This is a genomic window from Pseudomonas weihenstephanensis, assembly GCF_001043055.1.
GTDB lineage: Bacteria > Pseudomonadota > Gammaproteobacteria > Pseudomonadales > Pseudomonadaceae > Aquipseudomonas > Aquipseudomonas weihenstephanensis.
On sequence record NZ_JYLF01000004.1, the window covers coordinates 257638 to 282221 of the forward strand.

General features: G+C 58.4%; 14 protein-coding genes. 6 read left to right on the plus strand and 8 right to left on the minus strand.

What is annotated here, in order from left to right; genetic code table 11:
• Positions 1-40 precede the first annotated feature (40 nt).
• Both TU86_RS11850 and glnE read right to left on the minus strand, forming a co-directional pair.
• Entirely contained in the window at positions 41-964 is a 924-nt protein-coding gene (locus TU86_RS11850) for a branched-chain amino acid transaminase (RefSeq protein ID WP_048364501.1), read from the minus strand.
• 85 nt (positions 965-1049) lie between these two features.
• Positions 1050-4022 carry a bifunctional [glutamate--ammonia ligase]-adenylyl-L-tyrosine phosphorylase/[glutamate--ammonia-ligase] adenylyltransferase gene (glnE, locus tag TU86_RS11855; RefSeq protein ID WP_048364502.1) on the minus strand — a complete coding sequence of 991 codons (2973 nt, stop codon included), beginning with the start codon at positions 4020-4022 and terminating at the stop codon, positions 1050-1052.
• 383 nt (positions 4023-4405) lie between these two features.
• On the opposite strand from glnE, the gene aceE reads away from it, so the two are divergent.
• The 4 genes from aceE to msrA all read left to right on the plus strand — a co-directional run bounded on the left by aceE (position 4406) and on the right by msrA (position 12464).
• Entirely contained in the window at positions 4406-7051 is a 2646-nt protein-coding gene (aceE, locus tag TU86_RS11860) for a pyruvate dehydrogenase (acetyl-transferring), homodimeric type (RefSeq protein WP_048364503.1), read from the plus strand.
• Positions 7052-7062: 11 nt separating this feature from the next.
• Positions 7063-8703, plus strand: a complete 1641-nt coding sequence (aceF, locus tag TU86_RS11865; protein WP_048364504.1) for a dihydrolipoyllysine-residue acetyltransferase — start codon at positions 7063-7065, stop codon at positions 8701-8703.
• Positions 8704-9052: 349 nt separating this feature from the next.
• Positions 9053-11746: a putative bifunctional diguanylate cyclase/phosphodiesterase gene (locus TU86_RS11870; protein ID WP_048364505.1), complete on the plus strand. Its 2694-nt coding sequence runs from the start codon at positions 9053-9055 to the stop codon at positions 11744-11746.
• Between the two features lie 67 nt (positions 11747-11813).
• On the plus strand, positions 11814-12464 hold the full coding sequence (gene msrA / locus TU86_RS11875) for a peptide-methionine (S)-S-oxide reductase MsrA (protein WP_048364506.1): 651 nt from the start codon (positions 11814-11816) through the stop codon (positions 12462-12464).
• Between the two features lie 421 nt (positions 12465-12885).
• Here msrA and TU86_RS11880 read toward each other — a convergent pair whose 3' ends face one another.
• The 3 genes from TU86_RS11880 to putP form a co-directional block, all read right to left on the minus strand.
• Positions 12886-13722 carry a 23S rRNA (adenine(2030)-N(6))-methyltransferase RlmJ gene (locus TU86_RS11880; protein ID WP_048364507.1) on the minus strand — a complete coding sequence of 279 codons (837 nt, stop codon included), beginning with the start codon at positions 13720-13722 and terminating at the stop codon, positions 12886-12888.
• A gap of 89 nt (positions 13723-13811) precedes the next feature.
• The gene (locus TU86_RS11885) at positions 13812-14150 is read right to left on the minus strand and encodes a hypothetical protein (RefSeq protein WP_048364508.1); all 339 of its coding nucleotides are present in this window, start codon (positions 14148-14150) and stop codon (positions 13812-13814) included.
• A 198-nt stretch (positions 14151-14348) separates the two neighbouring features.
• Positions 14349-15836 (minus strand): sodium/proline symporter PutP, encoded by a 1488-nt coding sequence (putP, locus tag TU86_RS11890; protein ID WP_048364509.1) that lies wholly within the window; start codon positions 15834-15836, stop codon positions 14349-14351.
• A gap of 458 nt (positions 15837-16294) precedes the next feature.
• On the opposite strand from putP, the gene putA reads away from it, so the two are divergent.
• On the plus strand, positions 16295-20248 hold the full coding sequence (putA, locus tag TU86_RS11895) for a trifunctional transcriptional regulator/proline dehydrogenase/L-glutamate gamma-semialdehyde dehydrogenase (protein WP_048364510.1): 3954 nt from the start codon (positions 16295-16297) through the stop codon (positions 20246-20248).
• A 99-nt stretch (positions 20249-20347) separates the two neighbouring features.
• On the opposite strand, the gene TU86_RS22135 is transcribed toward putA, so the two are convergent.
• The 3 genes from TU86_RS22135 to TU86_RS23280 form a co-directional block, all read right to left on the minus strand.
• Entirely contained in the window at positions 20348-20860 is a 513-nt protein-coding gene (locus tag TU86_RS22135; RefSeq protein ID WP_157395897.1) for a hypothetical protein, read from the minus strand.
• A gap of 660 nt (positions 20861-21520) precedes the next feature.
• Positions 21521-22369 (minus strand): contractile injection system protein, VgrG/Pvc8 family, encoded by an 849-nt coding sequence (locus TU86_RS11910; RefSeq protein WP_239658783.1) that lies wholly within the window; start codon positions 22367-22369, stop codon positions 21521-21523.
• On the minus strand, positions 22341-22559 hold the full coding sequence (locus tag TU86_RS23280) for a hypothetical protein (RefSeq protein ID WP_053076016.1): 219 nt from the start codon (positions 22557-22559) through the stop codon (positions 22341-22343). The genes TU86_RS11910 and TU86_RS23280 overlap by 29 nt, the downstream gene beginning before the upstream one ends.
• A gap of 275 nt (positions 22560-22834) precedes the next feature.
• Here TU86_RS23280 and TU86_RS11915 point away from each other — a divergent pair, with 275 nt between their 5' ends.
• Positions 22835-24577, plus strand: a complete 1743-nt coding sequence (locus TU86_RS11915; protein ID WP_048364511.1) for a potassium/proton antiporter — start codon at positions 22835-22837, stop codon at positions 24575-24577.
• The last annotated feature ends 7 nt before the right edge of the window (positions 24578-24584 follow it).

Sequence of the window (24584 nt, forward strand, 5' to 3'; positions counted from 1 at the left end):
AAGGGAGGCATTCGCCTCCCCGCTGTGATGCCATTTCGCTTTATTTGACCAGTGTACGCCACTCGGGGTGGGCCGTTGTCTTGCCGGTCACCAGGTCAAAGTAAGCCTTTTGCAGTTTTTCAGTGATCGGGCCACGGCGGCCGATCCCGATTAGACGCCCGTCGACTTCACGAATCGGCGTGACTTCAGCGGCAGTGCCGGTGAAGAACGCTTCGTCGGCGATGTATACCTCGTCGCGGGTGATGCGTTTTTCAACAAATTTGTAACCCAGCTCGGTGGCCAGGGTCAGGATCGTGCTGCGGGTGATGCCGTTCAGGCAGGCCGTCACGTCCGGGGTATAAATGACGCCATCTTTGATCAGGAAGACGTTCTCACCCGAACCCTCGGCGACAAAACCTTCCGGGTCGAGCAACAGCGCTTCGTCGGCACCGCCCGAAATCGCTTCTTGCAAGGCCAGCATCGAGTTGATGTAGTGGCCGTTGGCCTTGGCACGGGTCATGGAGATGTTCACATGGTGGCGGGTGAAGGAGCTGGTACGCACCTTGATCCCGACTTCCAGCGCTTCGGCGCCCATATAGGCACCCCAGCTCCACGGCGCGATGATCACATGCACCTTCAAACCGGTGGCGCGCAAGCCCATTGCCTCAGAGCCGTAAAACACCATCGGGCGGATGTAGGCGCTGTCGAGGTTGTTTTCACGCACCGCCACGCGGGTCGCTTCATTGATTTCGTCTTTGCTGAACGGGATCTTCATGCCCATGATGTGGGCCGAATCGAACAGACGGTCAGTGTGCGCCTGCAAGCGGAAAATCGCTGCGCCCTGCGGGGTTTCGTAGGCGCGCACACCTTCAAAGACACCCATGCCGTAATGCAGGGTATGGGTCAGCACGTGGGTGGTTGCGTCACGCCACGGCACCAGTTTGCCGTCATACCAGATCACACCATCACGATCAGCCATCGACATCATTACGCTCCTCAAAAGAATCCAGCACCTGCGCCTTGAGACGACAGGCAAATTGGACGAGCCTTATGGGCCCGCCGGATACGTTCTACAGCTTTAACTCTGTGTTCTGGCTGACCGGGTCAAGACCCAGCTCAGACCAAATGCGTCGCACGTGTTGACGTTCGACGACAAACTGATCACCCGTGACCACCCCCGCTTCCTTTTGCAAGGCTTGGCGGTGAGCGACAGCACGGAAGGCTTTGTAAGCCTCACGCAACAGGCTGGCATCAGCGGCGGGCATCAACCCAGCCTGTTCCAGCCCTTCAAGAATGCGGATGTTATCGGTGTAACGGAGCAATTGCGGGTATTCCCACGCCCATGCAAGGGCCGCGTATTGCACCATAAATTCAATATCGACGATACCTCCGGCGTCCTGCTTGAGGTCGAACGGCACCGTGGGCTGGAAGGCGTTTTCGCCCAGCCCCGCCGCGGTAATGCGCGTGCCCAGGTTGTCGCGCATTTTGGCCCGCATCTCGCTGACCTCCAGTCGCAGCGTGGGCAAGTCACGCTCACGGCCCAACACCTTGGCGCGGACCTGCTCGAACGCAGCCCCCACTTGCTTGCAGCCTACAAGCACCCGCGCGCGCACCAGCGCCTGATGTTCCCAGGTCCAGGCTTCGTTTTGCTGATAACGCTCAAAGGCACCGAGCGAGCTGACCAACAGCCCGGACGCGCCTGACGGACGCAAGCGCATGTCGACTTCATACAACTGACCGGAGTTGGTTTGTGCCGTGAGCAAGTGAATGATCCGTTGCCCCAAACGGGTGAAGAACTGCGCGCTGTCGATGGGTTTGGTGCCGTCCGTTTCGGCGTTCGGGTCACCGTCGTGGATAAACACCAGGTCCAGGTCCGAGCCGTGGCCCAGCTCGATGCCGCCGACTTTGCCGTAGCCCACAATAATGAAGCCCGGATCGCACAAGCTGCCGTCAGTGCGTTGCGGCGTGCCGTACTTGGCCACGGTCTGGCGCCAGGCCAGTGCCAGCACTTGCTCCAGAATGGCTTCAGCCAGCCAGGTCAGGTAATCGCTGACCTTCATTAAGGGCAAGCTGCCAGCGATTTCCGAGGCCGCAACGCGCAAGCGGTGCGCCAGCTTGAAGTTGCGCAGCGCTTCCATCTGCTGCTCAAGGTCATCTTCGGGAATGCGCGTCAGGCGCTCGCGCAACTCGGCGGCCAGTTCCGGCGCCAAAGGTGGCTTGAACAGACGGCCTTCGTTGAGCAATTCATCAAGCAAGAGCGGGAAACGGGTGATTTGTTCGGCAATCCACGGGCTTGCCGCACACAAGGTCAGCAAACGACGCAGCGCGTCAGGGTTTTCAGTCAGTAGCACCAGATACGCTGAACGGCGGGCCACGGCTTCTACCAGGGGCAATACCCGCTCCAGCACCAGGTCCGGATTGGCGTGCTCAACGGCCTGTGCCAGCAAGCGCGGAATGAAGGCATCCAGTCGCTCACGCCCCAAACGCTGCATCGCCCGCAGCTGCGGGCTGGAACGCAGCCCGGCCAGTTGTTTCAATGCTTTGGGGGCATCTGCAAAACCGGCTTCTTGCAATTGAACACAGGCGGCAGCGTCGTCCTGAACTTCTTCCCACAACGGCAGCCACTCGCCGCCCACGATCAACTCACCCTCGTCGATATCTTCTTCATCGTCCGGGTCGGCGATCACCTGACGGAAATGCCAGTCAATTCGCCCGCGCCACGCCATCAATTGTTCATGGAACGTGGCCCAGCTATCGAAGCCCATCATGAAGGCGATACGCGCTTGATCCTGCTCGCTGTCGGGCAGCATCTGGGTCTGGCGGTCGGCAATCGCCTGAATCGCGTGCTCGGTGTAGCGCAAAAATTCATAGCCTTCACGCAGCTCACTGACCACCGCGGCCGGCAAGTAACCCTGGCCTTCGAGGATGCTCAGCACTTTAAGCAGGGGACGCTGCTGCAAGCTCAGGTCGCGGCCGCCGTGGATCAGCTGGAACGCCTGAGCGATAAATTCAACCTCGCGGATGCCGCCTGCCCCCAACTTGATGTTGTCGGCCATGCCTTTGCGCCGCACTTCTTGCTGAATCAATTGCTTCATGGTGCGCAGCGCTTCAATCGCCGAAAAGTCGAGGTAGCGCCGATACACAAACGGGCGCAGCAGATCGAGCAACTGCGCGCCCATTACTTGATCGCCCGCCACCACACGGGCCTTGATCATCGCGTAGCGCTCCCAGTCCCGGCCCTGATCCTGGTAATACTGCTCCAGCGCATTGAAGCTCAGTACCAGCGCGCCCGATGAGCCGTAAGGGCGCAGGCGCATGTCGACCCGGAAGACGAAACCGTCGACGGTCATCGGGTCGAGTGCTTTGATCAGGCGTTGACCCAGGCGGATGAAGAACTCCTGGTTGTCCAGCGGGCGCTTGGCACCCACCGTTTCACCCCCTTCGGGGTAAGCGAAAATCAAGTCGATGTCTGACGACAAGTTCAGCTCGACGGCGCCGAGTTTGCCCATGCCCAGAATCACCATCGGCTGCGGCTCGCCACTGCGCTGCCCGATCGGCGTGCCAAATTGCTGGCAATGACGCTCATACAACCAGCGATACGCCTGATCAATGCTCGCATCGGCCATGTCCGACAGATCGCGACAGGTTTCGATCAAATCCGCCTGGCGGGTCAGATCGCGCCAAATAATGCGCACTTGCTGACGCGTGCGTTGGCGGCGCAATACGCGCCCCAGCTCATCATCGGTGTGCGCCTGCTGCACTGCGGCGCTAATTTGCCCGCACAGCTCGCCGGGGGCAAAGCTGCGGTCCAGTTCGCCAAAGCCCGCCAGCTCCAGCAACATCAAAGGGTCACGTAACGCTTGTTCAATAAAGAAGTCACTGGCGGCGCTGACGCGATTGAAAGCCACCCACCGCTCGGCCGACCAGTCATCCAGCGCCCACTCACTGTCTAGCCCGGCCACCGCAGCGCGCCACGACTGTTCGGCACGGGTTACCAATGGCAATAAAAGGGTGGGGATTGGAGCAAGCGACGGAAGGCTCATGGTCTATCCTTGATCGGCGACAGTAATGCCGAGTACGGTGACAGGAAGAAACAGCGGTTTAATCCGACTGTCGAACAAAGGTTATTAATAGCTGAATGCTGTTTTTTATTGGCAGCAAACCTTCAAAAAGAAGGCAATAAATTAAATTTCGCACTAACAATATCGATTTTTCGCACAACTACACGACTGACCATCAGCGCCTGACATGTAGTTTTACTACTGAGTGACCCACTTGAAAGGCTGAAATGGCCAACGATTTGTAGTAAAACTACACAACGCTGGAATCTACTTCCGGTCATCCAAGAATTTATGTCGTCTGCCCACAAGGCCAGTCGCAAACTCAGGCAACCGATTCTGGAAGCCTTTCCGCCCTGGAGCAAGCCATGCAAGACCTCGATCCCGTCGAAACCCAGGAATGGCTGGACGCCCTGGAATCGGTTCTCGACAAAGAAGGCGAAGACCGCGCTCACTACCTGATGACCCGTATGGGTGAGCTCGCAACCCGCACCGGTTCGCAGCTGCCGTACGCCATCACCACGCCATACCGCAACACCATCCCTGTGACCCACGAAGCACGCATGCCTGGCGACCTGTTCATGGAACGCCGCATTCGCTCGTTGGTTCGCTGGAACGCCATGGCCATGGTAATGCGCACGAACTTGAAAGATTCTGACCTGGGCGGTCACATCTCCAGCTTCGCTTCCAGTGCAACCCTGTATGACATCGGCTTCAACTACTTCTTCCAGGCCCCGACCGAAGAACACGGCGGCGACCTGATCTACTTCCAGGGCCACACCTCCCCAGGCGTTTACGCCCGTGCGTTCATGGAAGGCCGCATCACCGAAGACCAGATGAACAACTTCCGCCAGGAAGTCGACGGTCAGGGCCTGTCGTCCTACCCGCACCCTTGGCTGATGCCTGACTTCTGGCAGTTCCCGACCGTTTCAATGGGTCTGGGCCCCATCCAGGCGATCTACCAGGCACGCTTCATGAAGTACCTGGAAGCCCGTGGCTTCATCCCCGCTGGCAAGCAAAAAGTCTGGTGCTTCCTGGGCGACGGCGAATGTGACGAGCCTGAATCCCTGGGCGCGATCTCGCTGGCTGGCCGCGAAAACCTCGACAACCTGATCTTTGTCATCAACTGCAACTTGCAGCGCCTCGACGGCCCGGTTCGCGGTAACGGCAAAATCATCCAGGAACTCGAAGGCGTGTTCCGCGGTGCTCAGTGGAACGTGACCAAAGTCATTTGGGGCCGTTTCTGGGACCCGCTGCTGGCCAAAGACGTCGACGGCATCCTGCAACGCCGCATGGACGAAGTCATCGACGGCGAGTACCAGAACTACAAAGCCAAAGATGGCGCGTTCGTTCGCGAACACTTCTTCAACACGCCTGAACTTAAGGCGATGGTTGCTGATTTGTCCGACGACGAAATCTGGAAGCTCAACCGTGGCGGCCACGACCCGTACAAGGTCTACGCGGCGTATCACGAAGCGGTCAACCACAAAGACCAGCCAACCGTGATCCTGGCCAAAACCATCAAGGGTTATGGCACCGGTGCCGGCGAAGCAAAAAACACCGCGCACAACACCAAGAAAGTCGACGTCGACAGCCTGAAGTTGTTCCGCGACCGTTTCGACATCCCGGTCAAAGACGAAGAAATCGAAAACCTGCCGTTCTTCAAGCCAGAAGAAGGCAGCGCTGAAGCCCGCTACCTGAGCGAGCGCCGTAGCGCACTGGGTGGTTTCGTGCCACAGCGCCGCGCCAAGAGCATGAGCATTCCGACCCCGCCACTGGATACCCTTAAGGCCATCCTTGACGGTTCAGGCGAGCGCGAAATCTCCACCACCATGGCTTTCGTGCGCATTCTGGCGCAACTGGTCAAGGACAAAGACATCGGCCAACGCATCGTGCCGATCATCCCGGACGAAGCCCGTACCTTCGGGATGGAAGGCATGTTCCGCCAGTTGGGCATCTACTCCTCCACCGGCCAGCTCTACGAGCCAGTCGACAAAGACCAGGTGATGTTCTACCGCGAAGACAAAAAAGGTCAGATCCTCGAAGAAGGCATCAACGAAGCAGGCGCCATGAGCTCCTTCATCGCTGCCGGTACTTCGTACTCCAGCCACAACCAGCCGATGCTGCCGTTCTACATCTTCTACTCGATGTTCGGTTTCCAGCGCATTGGTGACCTGGCCTGGGCCGCTGGCGACAGCCGCACCCGTGGCTTCCTGATCGGCGGCACCGCCGGGCGTACCACGCTCAACGGCGAAGGCCTGCAACACGAAGACGGTCACAGCCACATCCTGGCCTCCACCATCCCTAACTGCCGCACCTTCGATCCAACCTACGGCTATGAGCTGGCGGTGATCATCCAGGACGGCATGAAGAAGATGACCGAAGAGCAACAGGACGTCTTCTACTACATCACCGTGATGAACGAGTCTTACCAGCAGCCAGCCATGCCGGCCGGGGTTGAGGAAGGCATCGTCAAGGGCATGTACCTGCTCGAAGAAGACACCAAAGAAGCGGCACACCACGTACAGCTGATGGGCTCCGGCACCATCCTGCGTGAAGTGCGCGAAGCGGCAAAAATCCTGCGTGATGAATTCAACATCGGTGCCGACGTGTGGAGCGTTACCAGCTTCAACGAACTGCGTCGCGACGGCCTGGCCGTTGAGCGTGAAAACCGTCTGCACCCTGGCCAGAAGCCAAAGCTCAGCTACGTAGAAGAGTGCCTGAGCGGGCGTAAAGGTCCGGTCATTGCCTCCACCGACTACATGAAGCTGTTCGCCGAACAGATTCGTCAGTGGGTACCGGTCAAAGAATTCAAAGTGCTGGGCACTGACGGTTTCGGCCGCAGCGACAGCCGCAAAAAACTGCGTCACTTCTTTGAAGTAGACCGTCATTTCGTGGTGTTGGCAGCCCTTGAAGCACTGGCTGACCGTGGTGATATCGAACCTAAGGTAGTGGCAGAAGCCATCGTCAAGTTCGGCATCAACCCAGAAAAACGCAACCCACTGGACTGCTGAGGAGAATTTTTGTGAGCGAACTCATTCGAGTACCTGACATCGGCAGCGGTGACGGTGAAGTCATCGAACTGTTTGTAAAAGTCGGCGACCGTATCGAAGCCGACCAGAGCATTCTGACGCTGGAATCGGACAAGGCGAGCATGGAAATCCCTGCTCCCAAAGCGGGCATCGTCAAAAGCTTGAAAGTAAAGCTGGGCGACCGCCTGAAAGAAGGCGACGAACTGCTGGAACTGGAAGCCGAGGGCGCCGCTGCGGCGCCTGAAGCTGACGCTCCTGCGGCACCGGCAGCCGCTGAAAAGCCTGCGGCCGCGCCCGTAGCCGAGGCCCCTGCGGCCCCGGCCGCTGCACCGGCAAGCTCGACGGTTCAGGACATTCACGTCCCGGACATCGGCTCGTCGGGCAAAGCCAAAATCATCGAAATTCTGGTCAAGGCTGGCGACACCGTTGAGGCTGATCAGTCGTTGATCACCCTCGAATCCGACAAGGCCAGCATGGAAATTCCATCGCCAGCCGCCGGTGTGGTCGAAAGCATTTCGGTCAAACTCGATGACGAAGTTGGCACTGGCGACTTCATCCTCAAGCTCAAAGTACAAGGCGCTGCGGCCCCGGCTGCACCTGCGCCAGCTGCTACTGCTGAACAAGCTCCGGCCACAACTCAAGCACCGGCTGCGGCCCCTGCGCCAGCCGCCAAAGCCGAGGCAGCCCCTGCCCCGGCAACCGCGCCTGTGCCAAAAGGCGCCAAAGTTCACGCTGGCCCTGCCGTGCGTCAACTGGCCCGCGAGTTCGGCGTCGAGCTGAACGCGGTCAGCCCAAGCGGCCCGCACGGTCGTGTGCTGAAAGAAGACGTGCAGGTTTACGTCAAAGCCATGATGCAAAAGGCCAAAGAAGCACCGGCCGCCGGTGCAACCGGTGGTGCTGGCATTCCGCCGATTCCGGCTGTCGATTTCAGCCGTTTCGGTGAAGTCGAAGAAGTGGCCATGACCCGCCTGATGCAAATCGGCGCGTCGAGCCTGCATCGCAGCTGGCTGAACATCCCGCACGTGACGCAGTTCGATCAGGCTGACATCACTGAGCTGGAAGCTTTCCGCGTTGCACAAAAAGCGGTCGCAGAAAAAGCCGGTGTGAAACTGACCGTGTTGCCGCTGCTGCTCAAGTCCTGCGCGCACCTGCTCAAAGAAATGCCCGACTTCAACAGCTCGCTGGCGCCAAGCGGCAAAGCCATCATCCGCAAGAAGTACGTCAACATCGGCTTCGCCGTAGACACCCCGGATGGCCTGCTGGTCCCTGTGATCAAGAACGTTGATCAGAAGAGCCTGCTGCAACTGGCGGCGGAAGCGGCGGCACTGGCTGCCAAGGCCCGTGACAAGAAGCTCACCGCTGACGACATGCAAGGCGCCTGCTTCACCATTTCCAGCCTGGGCCACATTGGCGGCACCGGCTTCACGCCAATCGTCAACGCGCCGGAAGTGGCGATCCTTGGGGTTTCCAAGGCAACCATCCAGCCAGTCTGGGACGGCAAAGCCTTCCAGCCGAAACTGATGCTGCCGCTGTCGCTGTCCTACGATCACCGCGTGATCAATGGCGCTGCGGCTGCACGCTTCACCCAGCGTCTGAGCCAGTTGTTGGGCGACATCCGCACCATCCTGCTGTAAGCCAGACCCCGGCCTTCTTCATAGAAGGCCGGGGCCGCGCACTCTTTTTCGAGCGCCACGCTCGTACCTCAACCCCGCCCATGTGGCGGGGCTTTTTTTATCGCCGCTGCCCTCCATCGAATCGATCCCGGTGCACAGGCTCCAATCCGTGATCCTTACTCGCGCACCGTCATAAAACTGAAACGAACGACGGTCGGTATGCAGGAAAGCCTCCGCCTGCCGATAACGCTGTATAGCACTTAGCCTGCATGCTCACTTGTCAGCGCCGTGAGCATGATGCAACCTTGCCCAAACCGCAGGAACAGGCGCCAGCCCGTGCGTAAACAGCCTTTGTGAAGCGAGTTTCCCAATGAAAAGCCAGCCCGATGCTGCCCCGCGCGTGGCAGTCGAGGTCGTGACGCAGCTCCCCGTGCCTTCCAGGCTCGGTATGCTGCGTTTCGAGCGGCTTAATGAAGCCAGTTGGGCCTTGCTCTATCTGGACCCTAATTGCGAACGTCAGTTTGGCCTCGCTGCGGTAGACCTGTGTTCGCTGATCGGCTCACCCTTTGCCAGCCTGATGGAGCCTGAAGCGCGCTATCGCCTGCACGATGCGATACAAACTCAGCTTGGGGCTGGCCCGCATTACGTGGTGCATTACACCCTGCATACCTCTCGGGGCGCCTTGAGCCTGATGGAGTTGGGCGAAGCGTACAAACAGCACAATCGGCATTTGCTGCGCGGTTACCTGCTCGTGCTTGAATCCACCCTCAACAGCACCCCGCCGGTGCCGCTCGCCGACCTCGAAACCCAGAATTCTCGCCTGCAAATCGCGCTGGAGCTTAATCAGCGCGCCCAACAAGAGCAGTTGCAGCATTTGGAGCGGGTGCGGGCGCAGCAGGACTTGATCCTGCGTCTGGCGCGCCACCGTTATAGTCAAAACAACTCGCTGCAAGAAGCCGCCGAGCTGATTACCCACAGCGCCTGCGATATCTATCAGATCGACGCTGCCAGCCTGTGGAACCTTGAGGGCAACCGGCTGCTGCCTATTTCCGCCTACGAGCGTGCAAGCCAAGCGCATGTGGCCAACGAGGTTTTTGACGCCAGTGACTTCCCTGATTATCTCGAAGCCCTGCACACCAGCCGCTCAATCGACGCGCACAACGCCACCCGCGACCCGCGCACCCGCGAATTGGCAGCCAGCCTCCGTCGCGGCGACGTGAGCGCGATGCTCGATGCGAGCATCCGCATTGATGGCCAGGTGGTCGGCGTACTGTGCCTGGAGCAAATTGGCAGTACCCGCGTGTGGCAGTCCGATGAAATTGCTTTTGCCGGCGAGTTGGCGGACCAGTTTGCGCAGGTCATCAACAACCACAACCGCCGCGCTGCCACCAATGCCTTGCACCTGTTCCAGCGCGCGGTGGAGCAAAGCGCCAACGCCTTTTTGCTGGTCAATTGCGAGGGCCTGGTGGAATACGTGAACCCCAGTTTTGCCGCCATCACCCAGTACAGCACTGAAGAAGTTCAGGGCCACAAACTCTCAGAGTTGCCCGCACTGGAGAACCTCAGCGAACTGCTGTTCGATGCCCAATCGAGCTTAAGCAAAAGCAACAGCTGGCAGGGCGAATTCAAGAGCCGGCGTAAAAATCTGGAACCGTACTGGGGCCAGTTGTCGATTTCCAAGGTCTACGGCGACAACCGTGAACTGACGCATTACATCGGCATTTACGAAGACATCACCGACGCCAAGCTGGCGCAACAGCGCATCGAGCGGCTGGCCTACACCGACAACCTGACCAATCTGGGCAACCGCCCGGCCTTCATCCGCAACCTTGATGAACGCTTCAACCGCAACAGCGAGCAGCCCATCTGCCTGCTGCTGGTGGACATCGATAATTTCAAGCGCATCAACGACAGCCTCGGCCACCAGACGGGCGACAAACTGCTGATCAGCCTGGCACGCCGCCTGCGTAACAGCCTCAACCCTGGCGGCAGCCTGGCGCGCTTTGCCAGCAACGAATTCGCGGTGCTGCTGGACGACACTGACCTGGAGACAGGCCAGCAAATTGCCAGCCAACTGTTGATGACCCTCGACAAGCCGATGTTCGTCGACAACCAGTTGATCAGCGTTACCGGCTCGGTTGGCGTGGCAAGCGCGCCGATTCACGGGCGCGACCCGCAGACCTTGATGCGCAACGCGGGGCTGGCGCTGCATAAGGCCAAAGCCAACGGCAAACATCAGGTGCAAGTGTTTACCGAAGCGCTGAACGCCGAAGCCAGCTACAAGCTGTTCGTCGAAAACAACCTGCGCCGCGCCCTGACCCAAAACGAACTTGATGTGTTCTACCAACCCAAACTCTGCCTGCGTTCCGGCCGGTTATTGGGGATGGAAGCGTTATTGCGCTGGAACCACCCGGAACGCGGCATGATCCGCCCCGATCAGTTCATCAGCGTGGCGGAAGAAACCGGGCTGATCATCCCTATCGGCAAATGGATTGCGCGCCAGGCATGCCGCATGAGCAAGCAATTGAGCGCCGAAGGCTTGGGCAATCTGCAAGTGGCGATCAACCTATCGCCCAAACAGTTTTCTGACCCGGACCTGGTCGCCTCGATTGCCAGCATCCTCAAGGAAGAACAGCTACCGGCCTCTTTACTGGAGCTGGAACTGACCGAAGGCTTGCTGCTGGAAGCGACAGAAGACACCCATTTGCAGCTCGATCAGTTGAAAAAGCTGGGGCTGACGCTGGCGATGGACGACTTTGGTACGGGCTACTCATCGCTCAGTTACCTGAAGAAATTCCCGATCGACATCATCAAAATCGACCGCAGCTTTATCAACGAAATCCCGGACAACCAGGACGACATGGAGATCACCTCTGCCGTGATCGCGATGGCGCACAACCTCAAGCTCAAAGTGGTGGCCGAAGGCATCGAAACCGTCGAGCAACTGGCCTTCCTGCGCCGTCATCGTTGCGACGTAGGCCAGGGATATCTGTTTGACCGACCGATCCCCGGTAGCGAACTGGTAGAAAAGCTTAAACGCTACCCGCGCGGCCCTCTGGCCTGACATCGTTGCAACACTCGGGCACACTGGCGGTCTACATTTTTACAATCTGACTGAGAGGGCTTGAAAAATGGTCTTGCGCTCGGAAATCCTGGTGAATAAAAACGTGCTACCTACTCCTGAACAAGCCCTGCCGGGGCGCGAAACACCCATGGTGTTGCCTGAATACCATTTTGTTCATAAAGACATCCCGCTGCTGGGGCCTTTTATTGTCAATGTCGGCTTTGCGATTTTTGGTCTGGGTTGCTTCTGGGGCGCAGAGCGCAAGTTCTGGCAGAAAGACGGTGTTGTCAGTACGGTTGTGGGCTATGCCGGAGGCCATACGCCGAATCCGACCTACGAAGAAGTGTGCTCCGGCCTGACCGGTCACAGCGAAGTGGTGCTGGTGGTCTATAACCAGGACAAGGTCAGCTACAAAGAGCTGCTGAAGATGTTCTGGGAACTGCACGATCCGACACAAGGCATGGGCCAGGGCAACGACATCGGCACTCAATACCGCTCCGTGATCTACTGCACGACCCCTGAGCAGCTCGACGAAGCATTGGCCAGTAAAAACGCATTCCAGGCCGAACTGACCAAGGCCGGCAAAGGCACTATCACCACTGAAATCGAACAAGCGCCGACCGTCTATTTTGCCGAGGCTTACCACCAGCAATACCTGGCGAAAAACCCGAATGGCTACTGTGGCATTGGCGGCACAGGCGTGACCTGCCCGATTTAAGGCAAGCAAAACCTGTAGATACCGTCTTGACCCTCATCGCGCAAGCGCGATGCCGGGGTCAAACGCTCTGCCCGATCGCAGCCTCGTACCTCGACAGCGACTACAAAGGCCCGCGATTACCGGTTACACGCCTGTAGTCGCTGACGAGTCATGCGAGGCTGCGTCCAGCGGCGCAGCCGTCGTAAAACCATTCAACGCGGTGCCTCAGACACACCGCAGCGCCCAATCGCAGCCGCGTACCTCGACAGCGACTACAAAGGCCCGCGATTACCGGTTACACACCTGTAGTCGCTGACGAGTCATGCGAGGCTGCGTCCGGCGGCGCAGCCGTCGTCAAACCATTCAACGCGGTGCCTCAGACACACCGCAGCGCCCAATCGCAGCCGCGTACCTCGACAGCGGCGACTACGAAAATGCAGGCTTACTCCGCGATCAACCATTCCATCTGCCAGCCGCCTTGGGTTTGGCCCAGTTTCTTGGCCAACCACGGCAACAATTCACGCAGCTCTTCTTCCAGGCCCCACGGCGGGTTGGCAATCGCCAAACCCGAACCATTCAGGCTGTAGGGGGTGTCCAGCGGATGCACAAACAGCTCAACTTGCAGCAATTTCGGCGCCCCCGAACCCGCCAGATCCTGATAAAAGCGGCGCAACTGACGCTTGTCCTTGATCGGGTACCAAATCGCAACAACGGTCTGACGCATACGGCTGATGGCGTCTTTCAACGACTCCGTGCAACGCTTCATCTCGTCGAGCTTTTCAAACGGCGGATCGATCAACATCAGCCCGCGCTTTTCTGCCACCGGCAGCAGCGCACGCGGCACATGCCAGCCTTCACCCAGATGCACCGCTACCCGGCGATCACCCTTCATGTTGTCTTTGAGCAACACGCCGTCTTCCGGGTGTTTTTCGTTCAACAACACGCGGTCTTGCGAACGGGTCAGGCGCCGCGCCAATTCAGGTGAACCGGGGTAGTAACGTAGCGTTCCATCCGGGTTCATCTTGTGCAGCACTTGCATGTAATCGGCTGTTACTGCGGGCAAGTCTTTCTGGCCCCACAAACGGGCGATACCTTCCAGGTACTCACCAGTACGGTTGGCCTGGTCACCCTGAAGGTCGTACAGACCGATGCCCGCGTGGGTATCAAGGTAAGCAAAAGGCTGTTCTTTACGCGACATCAAGGCGATGAGGCGGGTCAACACAATATGTTTGAGAACGTCGGCATGGTTGCCGGCGTGGAAGGCGTGACGATAGTTCATGGTTGCTCCTGCGCAGGGGGCGAAGTTTACCCTGTGCAGCGAGTAACGTCAGGGGTTAAGCCGCTCGCCACGCCAAACGGTGTTATCCATCAAACCGCTTGCGGCATCAGCGTCAGATTTTGCACCTTTCGGTCTTCGTTCCAGTCAAAGAAGAAGCTTCTCTCGGCATCAGCCACGACGACCTGGTTGTCCAGGACTTCTGAGCGGATGACATACCCGGCGATGCTGGGGTCATTTACCGCCCCCCCTGCATAAAGCCCATACACAAAAGGCGACGCGATCTCACTGTACATTCTTGTTTCAGCCAGCGTCTTGCGACACCCCATGAGGTCATGTGCAAACAGCGTAACTGTCCATACGTAATGACGCTGAATAGAAAAAGGCAGTTCGTGGCTGGACACGTAACCGGTAACTGCTCTGTTGGGCATCTCAACGCTCCTTGATGAGGTACTCAACACTGAGCACTCACGCAAGATTAGTCGGTGCGTTTGAACAAAAACAGCCTCCAGACCATTCGATGCACAAATGCCGAAATTTCATACAGTACGTCCAAAAAAAAGCCCGCTCATTTACAGAGACGGGCCTTTTTTAACCACATTTACGGTGTGAGCCGAGGCTCAAATCACTCAGCGGTTTTGCTGGAAGTCTTTCTCGGCAGCGCTGAAACGCTCAACCATGTTCTTGCTTGGGCCTTTGCCCATCAAGCTAACCACCAGAATGGCGATGCTCGCGAAGATGAAGCCCGGAATGATCTCGTACAGACCAAACAGCGAGAAGTGTTTCCACACGATCACGGTAATGGCACCCACCAAAATACCGGCCAATGCGCCATTACGGGTCATGCCCTTCCACAGTACCGAGATCAGTACCACTGGGCCGAACGCAGCCCCGAAGCCTGCCCATGCATAGCTCACCAGACCCAGAACGCGGTTATCCGGGTTGGCGGCCAGTACGATGGCGATCAAGGCAACCACCAGCACCATGGCGCGACCGACCCACACCAGCTCAACCTGGGAGGCGTTTTTACGCAAGAAAGCCTTGTAGAAGTCTTCAGTCAGGGCGCTGGAGCACACCAGCAACTGGCAGCTCAAGGTGCTCATTACCGCAGCCAGAATGGCCGACAACAACACACCGGCAATCCACGGATTGAACAGCAGCTTGGCCAGTTCAATGAACACGCGCTCAGGGTTTTCGGTCACAGGACCGGCCACCTCAGGGTGTGCCGAGAAGTACGCGATACCGAAGAAGCCCACAGCCACAGTACCGGCCAGGCACAGGATCATCCAGGCCATGGAGATACGACGCGCCTTGGCGATCGATTTCACCGAGTCTGCGGCCATGAAACGCGCCAGAATGTGCGGCTGACCGAAGTAACCCAGGCCCCAGCCCATCAACGAAATAATGCCGATGAAGGAGGTGCCTTTAAGCATGTCGAAGTTGCTTGGGTCTTTGGCTTCAATGGCCAGGAACGTGGTGTCCACACCGCCCGTGGCCAACAGCACGATGATCGGCGTGAGGATCAACGCGAAAATCATCAGGGTCGCCTGAACGGTGTCGGTCCAGCTCACGGCCAGGAAACCACCGATAAAGGTGTAGGCGATGGTTGCCGCGGCACCTGCCCACAATGCGGTTTCGTACGGCATGCCGAAGGTGCTTTCGAACAGACGGGCACCGGCGACGATGCCGGAAGCGCAGTAGATGGTGAAGAACACCAAAATCACGATGGCCGAGATGATCCGCAGCAGACCGCTTTTGTCTTCAAAACGGCTGGAGAAGTAATCCGGCAGGGTCAGCGCATCGCCGTTGTGCTCGGTTTGCACCCGCAGGCGACCTGCCACAAACAGCCAGTTCAGGTAAGCACCGGTTACCAGGCCAATGGCAATCCAGCTTTCCGACAGACCGGAAACATAAATGGCGCCCGGCAAGCCCATCAACAACCAGCCGCTCATGTCGGAGGCGCCAGCGGACAGTGCAGTCACAACGCTGCCCAGGCTACGGCCACCCAGAATGTAGTCGGAAAGGTTATTGGTGGAGCGATAGGCCATAAGGCCAATCAGCACCATTGCCACGATATAGATCACGAACGTGATCAGGGTTGGGTTACTAACACTCATTGAATTAAGCCCTGGCATTGTTTTTATGTTTAGCAGCGGTCTGGTCGGACGCTCACAAACGTCCTGTTTGAGACGAATAACATAGCCGCGCAATTATGACTGACGTTTCCCCAGGAAAATCATCAGCCGATGAACCCAACAGCGAAGAGGTTGCACCTTAGCGGCGAATGCTATGCAACAAAGCAAATCAGGTGCAACCAGTTTTTGTCTGACAAGTTGCACCTTGTCGCCTTTTCGTCTCAATTCGGTTTTTTTGCTCCTTTTCGGAGCAAGAACCACACAAAGCCAATCAAAAAGCACCAAGCCTGTGCAAAAAATTCGACTCGACTCAAAATCCTGACGAAGCGTCGAACAATCCGTAAAAAAACGGGTTGCACTAGGTTGCACCTCTGGGTGCGCACAGCTAATCTTGCCGCCAGCTGCTGCCGCGCAACTGCGGCACCCATGAGGATAAAAATATGGCTACCACCACCCTTGGGGTCAAACTTGATGACCCGACCCGCGAGCGCCTCAAGGCCGCCGCGACCTCGATTGATCGTACGCCGCACTGGCTGATCAAGCAGGCAATCTTTAATTACCTGGAAAAACTCGAGGGTGGTGCAACCCTGACCGAGTTGAGCGGTATCCCTGGCGCGGCCAGCGATGACGCCGACGAGGTGCAAACCGATCACGCGCATCAGTGCTTCCTGGAGTTTGCAGAAAGCATCCTGCCCCAGTCGGTGCTGCGTGCCGCGATCACTTCCGCTTACCGTCGCCCGGAACCCGAAGTGGTACCGATGCTGATCGAGCAAGCGCGTCTGCCTGCCCCTATGGCCGAAGCCACGCAAACACTGGCGGCCTCGATTGCTGAAAAACTGCGCAATCAGAAGAGCGCCGGTGGCCGTGCAGGCATCGTCCAGGGCCTGCTGCAAGAATTCTCTCTGTCATCCCAGGAAGGCGTGGCATTGATGTGCCTGGCCGAAGCGCTGCTGCGCATCCCGGACAAGGGCACCCGTGACGCGTTGATTCGCGACAAAATCAGCACCGGCAACTGGCACCCGCACTTGGGCAACAGCCCATCTCTGTTCGTCAACGCAGCGACTTGGGGCCTGTTGCTGACAGGCAAGCTGGTGTCGACCCACAACGAAGCAGGCCTGACCTCCTCCCTGAGCCGCATCATCGGCAAAAGCGGCGAGCCGATGATCCGCAAGGGCGTCGACATGGCCATGCGCCTGATGGGCGAGCAGTTTGTGACCGGCGAAACCATCGCCGAAGCCCTGGCCAACGCCACGCGCTTTGAAGCCAAGGGCTTCCGTTACTCCTACGACATGCTCGGCGAAGCCGCACTCACCGAGCTCGACGCGCAAAAATACCTCGCGTCCTACGAGCAAGCGATTCATTCGATCGGCAAAGCCTCTAACGGCCGTGGCATCTACGAAGGCCCGGGGATTTCGATCAAATTGTCGGCCCTGCACCCGCGTTACAGCCGCGCCCAGTACGAGCGCGTGATGGACGAGCTGTACCCGCGCCTGCTGTCGCTGACCTTGCTGGCCAAGCAATATGACATCGGCCTGAACATCGACGCCGAAGAAGCTGACCGCCTTGAGCTGTCGCTCGACCTGCTGGAACGCCTGTGCTTCGAGCCACAACTGGCTGGCTGGAACGGCATCGGCTTCGTGATTCAGGCTTACCAGAAGCGCTGCCCGTACGTGATCGACTACGTGATCGACCTGGCACGCCGCAGCCGTCACCGCCTGATGATCCGCCTGGTAAAAGGCGCGTATTGGGACAGCGAAATCAAGCGCGCCCAAGTCGAAGGCCTGGAAGGCTACCCGGTCTACACCCGTAAGGTGTACACCGACGTTTCCTACCTTGCCTGTGCGAAAAAACTGCTGGCCGTGCCTGAGGCTATCTATCCGCAATTCGCGACGCACAACGCCCAAACGCTGTCGGCGATTTACCATATCGCTGGTCAGAACTACTACCCTGGGCAGTACGAGTTCCAATGCCTGCACGGCATGGGCGAACCGCTGTACGAGCAAGTCGTCGGCAAACTGTCCGAAGGCAAGCTCAATCGTCCGTGCCGTGTGTACGCACCGGTCGGCACCCACGAAACACTGCTGGCCTATCTGGTGCGTCGCTTGCTGGAAAACGGCGCCAACACCTCGTTCGTTAACCGCATCGCCGACCACACCATTTCGATTCAAGAGCTGGTAGCCGACCCGATCTCGCAGATCGAGCACATGGCGGCGCAAGAAGGCGGCTTCGGCTTGCCTCACCCGCGCATCCCTTTGCCGCGCGACCTGTATGGCAGCGAACGCGCCAACTCCAGCGGCATCGACATGGCCAACGAACACCGCCTGGCGTCGCTGTCCTGCGCCCTGCTGGCCACCGCACACAACGACTGGAAAGCTGCGCCGATGCTCGGTTGCGCCTCCAGCACCGAAACGCCTGCACCGGTGCTCAACCCGTCCGATCTGCGCGACGTGGTCGGCCATGTGCAAGAAGCTACCGTTGAGGACGCCGATAACGCGATCCAGTGCGCATTGAATGTCGCGCCGATCTGGCAAGCCACACCGCCTGCCGAACGCGCCGCCATTCTGGAGCGTGCCGCAGACTTGATGGAAGCCGAGATCCAGCCACTCATGGGCCTGTTGGCACGCGAGGCGGGCAAGACCTTCGCCAACGCCATCGCCGAAGTCCGTGAAGCCGTCGACTTCTTGCGTTACTACGCCGTACAAGCGCGCAACGACCTGACCAACGACGCGCACCGCCCATTGGGCCCAGTGGTCTGCATCAGCCCGTGGAACTTCCCGCTGGCGATTTTCAGCGGTCAAGTTGCTGCCGCTCTGGCCGCCGGGAATCCGGTGCTGGCCAAACCGGCCGAGCAAACGCCGCTGGTCGCCGCACAAGCGGTGCGCATCCTGCTGGAAGCCGGTATCCCTGAAGGCGTGCTGCAATTGCTGCCGGGCCGTGGTGAAACCGTCGGTGCGCGCCTGGTCGGCGACGATCGCGTCAAAGGCGTGATGTTCACCGGTTCCACCGAAGTCGCCCGCTTGCTGCAACGCAACATTGCCGGCCGTCTGGATGCACAGGGTCGTCCGATCCCGCTGATCGCCGAAACCGGCGGTCAAAACGCCATGATCGTCGACTCCTCGGCATTGACCGAACAAGTGGTCATCGACGTGGTGTCCTCGGCCTTCGACAGCGCGGGTCAACGTTGCTCGGCACTGCGCGTGCTGTGTTTGCAGGAAGATTCGGCTGATCGCGTCATCGAAATGCTCAAAGGTGCAATGGCTGAATCGCGCATGGGTAACCCTGAGCGCTTGAGCGTGGACATTGGCCCGGTGATCGACGCCGAAGCCAAAGCGGGCATCGAGAAACACATCCAGGGCATGCGTGACAAAGGCCGCAATGTGTTCCAGATGGCGATTGCCGACATCGAAGAATGCAAGCGCGGCACCTTCGTCATGCCGACCCTGATCGAGCTGGAAAGCTTCGATGAGCTGGAACGCGAAATCTTCGGCCCCGTGCTGCACGTAGTGCGCTACAAGCGCAAAGACATTGACCAATTGATCGCTCAGATCAATGCGTCGGGTTACGGCCTGACGCTGGGCGTGCACACCCGCATCGACGAAACCATTGCCAAAGTGGTCAACAGCGTCAATGCCGGTAACGTCTACGTAAACCGCAACATCGTTGGCGCAGTGGTCGGCGTCCAGCCGTTTGGTGGCGAAGGCTTGTCAGGCACCGGCCCTAAAGCCGGCGGCCCTTTGTACTTGTTCCGCTTGCTGTCGACCCGTCCGGGCAATGCCATCGAGCAGTCGTTCGCCAAGGTCGATGCCATCAGCGCACCCGACACCCAAGCCCGCGAAGCCTTGAGCAAACCGCTCAAAGCGCTGCACGCCTGGGCCGACAACAACCAGCAGGCCGCCTTGGCCGAGTTGTGCAGCGAATTCGCCGCCCATTCGCAAAGCGGTATCACTCGCTTGCTCAATGGCCCGACGGGCGAGCGCAACAGCTACGCCATTCTGCCGCGCGAACACGTGTTGTGCCTGGCCGAGGTGGAAAGCGACTTGTTGACCCAACTGGCAGCGGTACTGGCCGTGGGCAGCTCTGCGGTCATGCCGGAAAGCGAACTGGCCAAAGCCCTGCTCGCCCGCCTGCCAAAAGAGGTGCAAGCACGCATCAAGCGGGTGGCTGACTGGACCAAAGACGACGTGATCTTTGACGCTGTCCTGCATCACGGCGACTGCGATCAATTGCGTGACGTGTGCCAGCAAGTGGCCAAGCGCGCAGGCGCGATCGTCGGTGTGCAAGGCTTGTCTCAGGGCGAAACCAACATCGCGCTGGAACGTCTGGTGATTGAGCGCGCATTGAGCGTCAACACCGCAGCCGCAGGGGGCAATGCGAGCTTGATGACCATCGGTTGATGGATTAACCGAACACTGAAAATAAAAACCGGACGCCTATGAGGGCGTCCGGTTTTTTATTGCCTAAGCAACCTCTAGGTGCACGGCAGACCTTGGCTATCAGGCGGGCATAAAAGCCGATAGCACCATCATCAAGATGAACAGCACCCACACCACAGCGCCGCACACCGCCCAAACACCGTTGGCAAAGTTCAGTGCCTGATTCTTTTTGCCTAGTGGGTCGTTATGCAAAAAATTTACGGCACGTTGCGCTCCGATCAACCACCACCCGCACGCCACAAACAAACCCACATCCAGAATGGTAAAAATCCAGAAAAACGGTTCATCTACCTCAATCATCATGCTGATAATGGGCAATGCCCAGGCGATGCATAGCAGAACGGCCCGCCTTGTCGGGAACCACTGGTACGTGCGACCTGACACAGCCAATGCCTGCTGAATCCTGCTGAACAGCGAAAAAACATAGAACCCATTAAAAAAGGCACGAAAGACCGGCAAAACCTCTGTCCCGGTAGAGCGCTGATAACATTTCCAATGCTGGTAGAACCATGCGAACAAATACAAGCCCATCGTGACGCCATACATGAATGCCAGTTTTTTGATCGATACCACATAAAACTCGGCGGGCTTTAAACCTGCGAGTGGAGTGTCCTGAACCATGAGCGCGTTCCAATCAAAAGAAAGCTACGACCCTGATCCATCTCCCAGATTTAAAAAACCGCCCGGCTCTGATCTTCATGCAGGACAAATCTGATTCATTGTCCGGCGTCATTGCCTGGTGATGCCTCATCCTGCGAAAACCTAATATTGTAAAACTCCATAAGTTTATGCACTGGCTGAAAGCCCCCCCCCCCTGACTTCGGCGCTGGGTTAGGCGTGTTGTTCGGGAGGTAATAGACCACTCAACCATTGACTCAGGGAACGCCGCTTTGGGCTGGTTGCTTATCCATTGGGCGAGTCGGCAGGGCAAAGTCCAGGCGCTGCAAAACGGAATCGTCAAAAAGCCAAAGGCGTATACCGACCATGAATGCATTTCGCGGTAGACCTCGCGACACATATGAAAGTAGGCCACGGTGTCTTCCTGAAACTCTTCATCCGTCAACAACGTGACGGGTAGGCCTTCCCATTCACTTATCGCCAGACTCAAGTGCCCGGTTGGAATGGTCAGCCACGCCACCGCCCCACTGCTGCTGTCGCGCAGACCGATCATCAGTGAAGCGCTGGGCATAACGGCGTACTCAGTTACGAGCGTACCTACCGTGACGCAGGCAATCACTTGCTCCCAAGGCACGATGACGGGCGGCTGCCCTTATTACCTACCTGCTTATCCCACGCGCCCCACGCCTGCCACAACATCAGCCCCAACGGCAGCCAACCACTTTTAAACAGGGTCGGCGCGGCATTTCCTTCGCCGTAACCGCCCTTGATGCCCGAGCGCAGGCGGTTGATTTCTTCGTTCAAATACGCCTGCTGTTGCGGGTTCAGGCTGAGTTTCAAGCCAATAAATCCAGCAGGCTGGGTGCTGGTCCGCGACTTGGCGTAGGTCTTTTGCGCGCGATAAGTGCCTATCTCCGGCGTGCCGTCAAAGCTGTTGCGATAACCCTGAAAGTCGAACGTCGAGGCGCTGGCAAACGCCTCAAGCACCTGCGGCTGACAGCCTTCGAGGGTAATGTGCGTGAGCAGCCACTGCACATTGCACTCGGCCAGTGGATGGTCGCTGAGGGTGAAAAAGTGCCCGCTGAGCAAGCTCGGCTGATCGCTTTTGCCGCGGACCACACAGGACTCGGCCTGATGACGCTCAAGCGCTCGCAGGCTCATCTCAAACTGAGTTATCGCAGGCTCCTCTGCCACCATCCCGCTACCGGGCACGTAAGGCGTCGGCCATTTAAGGGGTGTAAATGCCTGCTGTTTATCGCCAAATACCAACTGATGGCTGTCAGGCGAATGGCGAAAGTAGTAGTGAAAACCCTCTTCAAAACACAGCCGCTGAATAAAGTGCAGGTCCGACTCCCCGTACTGCACGCAATACTCTCGTGGCGGGTAATCCGAGAACCCGGCAAAGGTGTACCCATCGCTGAAAATACCGTGCTCTTCAAGCATCTGCTCGATGATCTGCTGCACCGTCAGGTGCTGGAAAATCCGGTGCTGGGTGCGGCACCAGCGTCAGGCTGTAATGCGTCAGCCGTGTTTCAGAGCCGCTGCGGGCGATGCGTTCAATCTGCCCGTGGATGCCGTTTTGCGCGTTGAACGCTAAAAACGCAGGCTGATGCAGCAACGCTTCAAGGTCGAGATTGGCACGGCCGGTTATCACCAGGCTGAAACGCGATGGGGGCGAAGGGTAGGCATCCGTGACGCCTCTGAAACAGAGGCGCTGACGCTAACGGATAAGCCTGATGATCATGCATAGGAGGATTCCCAAAGATCCAAAAGAAACGGATCGAATTAATTACCAAGGCTGTAAACCCATCCAACTGAACGCGTACAAAACCTTTTTGACAGCCCTGCAATTACACAGGTTAGAATCGCTGGCACGCAAACTGCTTCAACAGTGAGCGCCCTGCCTTTGAGTTTTCTGGAGTACTGCCTTTGAATGCGACGACCATCAACAGCCTGTTCTTGATCGGCGCGTTGCTGGTGGGTGCAAGCATTCTGGTGAGTTCACTTTCTTCACGCCTGGGCATCCCGATTCTGGTGATTATCCTGGCGGTGGGCATGACCGCGGGCGTCGACGGCGGCGGCATTATTTTTGATAACTACCCAACGGCTTATCTGGTGGGCAACCTCGCCTTGGCAGTGATTTTGCTCGATGGCGGCTTGCGCACCCGCGTGTCCAGTTTCCGCGTCGCCTTGTGGCCTGCGTTGTCGCTGGCCACGGTCGGGGTGATGATCACCACCGGGCTGACCGGGCTGATGGCCGCCTGGCTGTTCAATCTCAACCTGATTCAGGGCCTGCTGGTGGGTGCCATCGTCGGCTCCACCGATGCGGCGGCAGTGTTCTCGCTGTTGGGCGGCAAAGGTCTGAACGAGCGGGTATCGGCCAGCCTTGAAATCGAATCGGGCAGCAATGACCCGATGGCGGTGTTCCTCACCGTAACCCTGATCGACATGCTCGCCAGCGGCGAAACCACGCTGCACGCCAGTTTGCTGCTCAATCTGTTACGCGAGTTCGGTATCGGCGGCGCCATCGGTCTGGCCGGGGGCTGGATGATGCTGCAACTGGTTAACCGCATTAATCTGGCCAATGGCCTGTACCCGATTCTGGTGGTCGCGGGCGGGCTGGTGGTGTTCGCACTTACCAACGCCCTGCACGGCAGCGGCTTCCTCGCGGTATACCTGTGTGGCCTGGTGATAGGCAACAGCCCGATCCGCAGCCGCCACGGCATTTTGCACATGCTCGACGGGATGGCCTGGCTGGCTCAGATCGGCATGTTCCTGGTGCTCGGCTTGTTGGTCACACCCCACGATTTGCTGCCTATCGCGGCGCCTGCTCTGGCGCTGGCGTTATGGATGATTCTGTTCGCACGGCCGTTGTCGGTGATGGTCGGGCTGCTGCCGTTCAAAGCGTTCCACACCCGTGAAAAAGCCTTTATTTCGTGGGTCGGGTTGCGCGGTGCGGTACCGATTATTTTGGCGGTGTTCCCGTTGATGGCCGGGCTTGAGAATGCGCAGCTGTACTTCAACCTCGCGTTTTTCATCGTGCTGGTGTCCCTGTTGGTGCAAGGCACCAGCCTGCCGTGGGTGGCCAAACTGCTTAAGGTCACCGTGCCGCCAGACCTGGCGCCGATCTCGCGCGCAGCCCTTGAAGTGCATGTCACCAGCGAGTGGGAGCTGTTCGTTTATCGCCTCGACGCACAAAACTGGTGCATTGGCGCCGCCTTGCGTGAACTGAAAATGCCCGAAGGCACGCGCATCGCAGCCCTGTTTCGGGGTCAACAACTGCTCCACCCGTCGGGCAGTACCACCCTTGAAATTGGCGATCTGCTCTGCGTGATCGGCCACGAACACAACCTGCCAGCCCTCGGCAAACTGTTCAGTCAGCCGCCTACCCGCGGTTTGGACCTGCGCTTTTTTGGCGACTTTGTACTCGAAGGCGACGCCCAGCTGGGCGCGGTGTCGGCGCTCTATGGCCTGAAGCTGGACGGCATTGACCCCGACTTGCCACTCAGCCGCTTCATCGCGCAGAAGGTCGGCGGCGCCCCCGTGGTGGGCGATCAGGTTGAATGGAACAACACTATTTGGACCGTGGCCGTGATGGACGGGAACAAGATCGGCAAAGTGGGCGTCAGATTCCCCGAAGGAAGTGCCCCGGGTCCGGGGTTGTTCCTCTAAACTCCCC

Bases quoted from the DNA above. Each gene is read 5' to 3' on its own strand.
- TU86_RS11850 (WP_048364501.1), bottom strand. From the start codon at position 964: ATGTCGATGGCTGATCGTGATGGTGTGATCTGGTATGACGGCAAACTG.
- glnE (WP_048364502.1), bottom strand. From the start codon at position 4,022: ATGAGCCTTCCGTCGCTTGCTCCAATCCCCACCCTTTTATTGCCATTG.
- aceE (WP_048364503.1), top strand. From the start codon at position 4,406: ATGCAAGACCTCGATCCCGTCGAAACCCAGGAATGGCTGGACGCCCTG.
- TU86_RS11870 (WP_048364505.1), top strand. From the start codon at position 9,053: ATGAAAAGCCAGCCCGATGCTGCCCCGCGCGTGGCAGTCGAGGTCGTG.
- msrA (WP_048364506.1), top strand. From the start codon at position 11,814: ATGGTCTTGCGCTCGGAAATCCTGGTGAATAAAAACGTGCTACCTACT.
- TU86_RS11880 (WP_048364507.1), bottom strand. From the start codon at position 13,722: ATGAACTATCGTCACGCCTTCCACGCCGGCAACCATGCCGACGTTCTC.
- TU86_RS11885 (WP_048364508.1), bottom strand. From the start codon at position 14,150: ATGCCCAACAGAGCAGTTACCGGTTACGTGTCCAGCCACGAACTGCCT.
- putP (WP_048364509.1), bottom strand. From the start codon at position 15,836: ATGAGTGTTAGTAACCCAACCCTGATCACGTTCGTGATCTATATCGTG.
- putA (WP_048364510.1), top strand. From the start codon at position 16,295: ATGGCTACCACCACCCTTGGGGTCAAACTTGATGACCCGACCCGCGAG.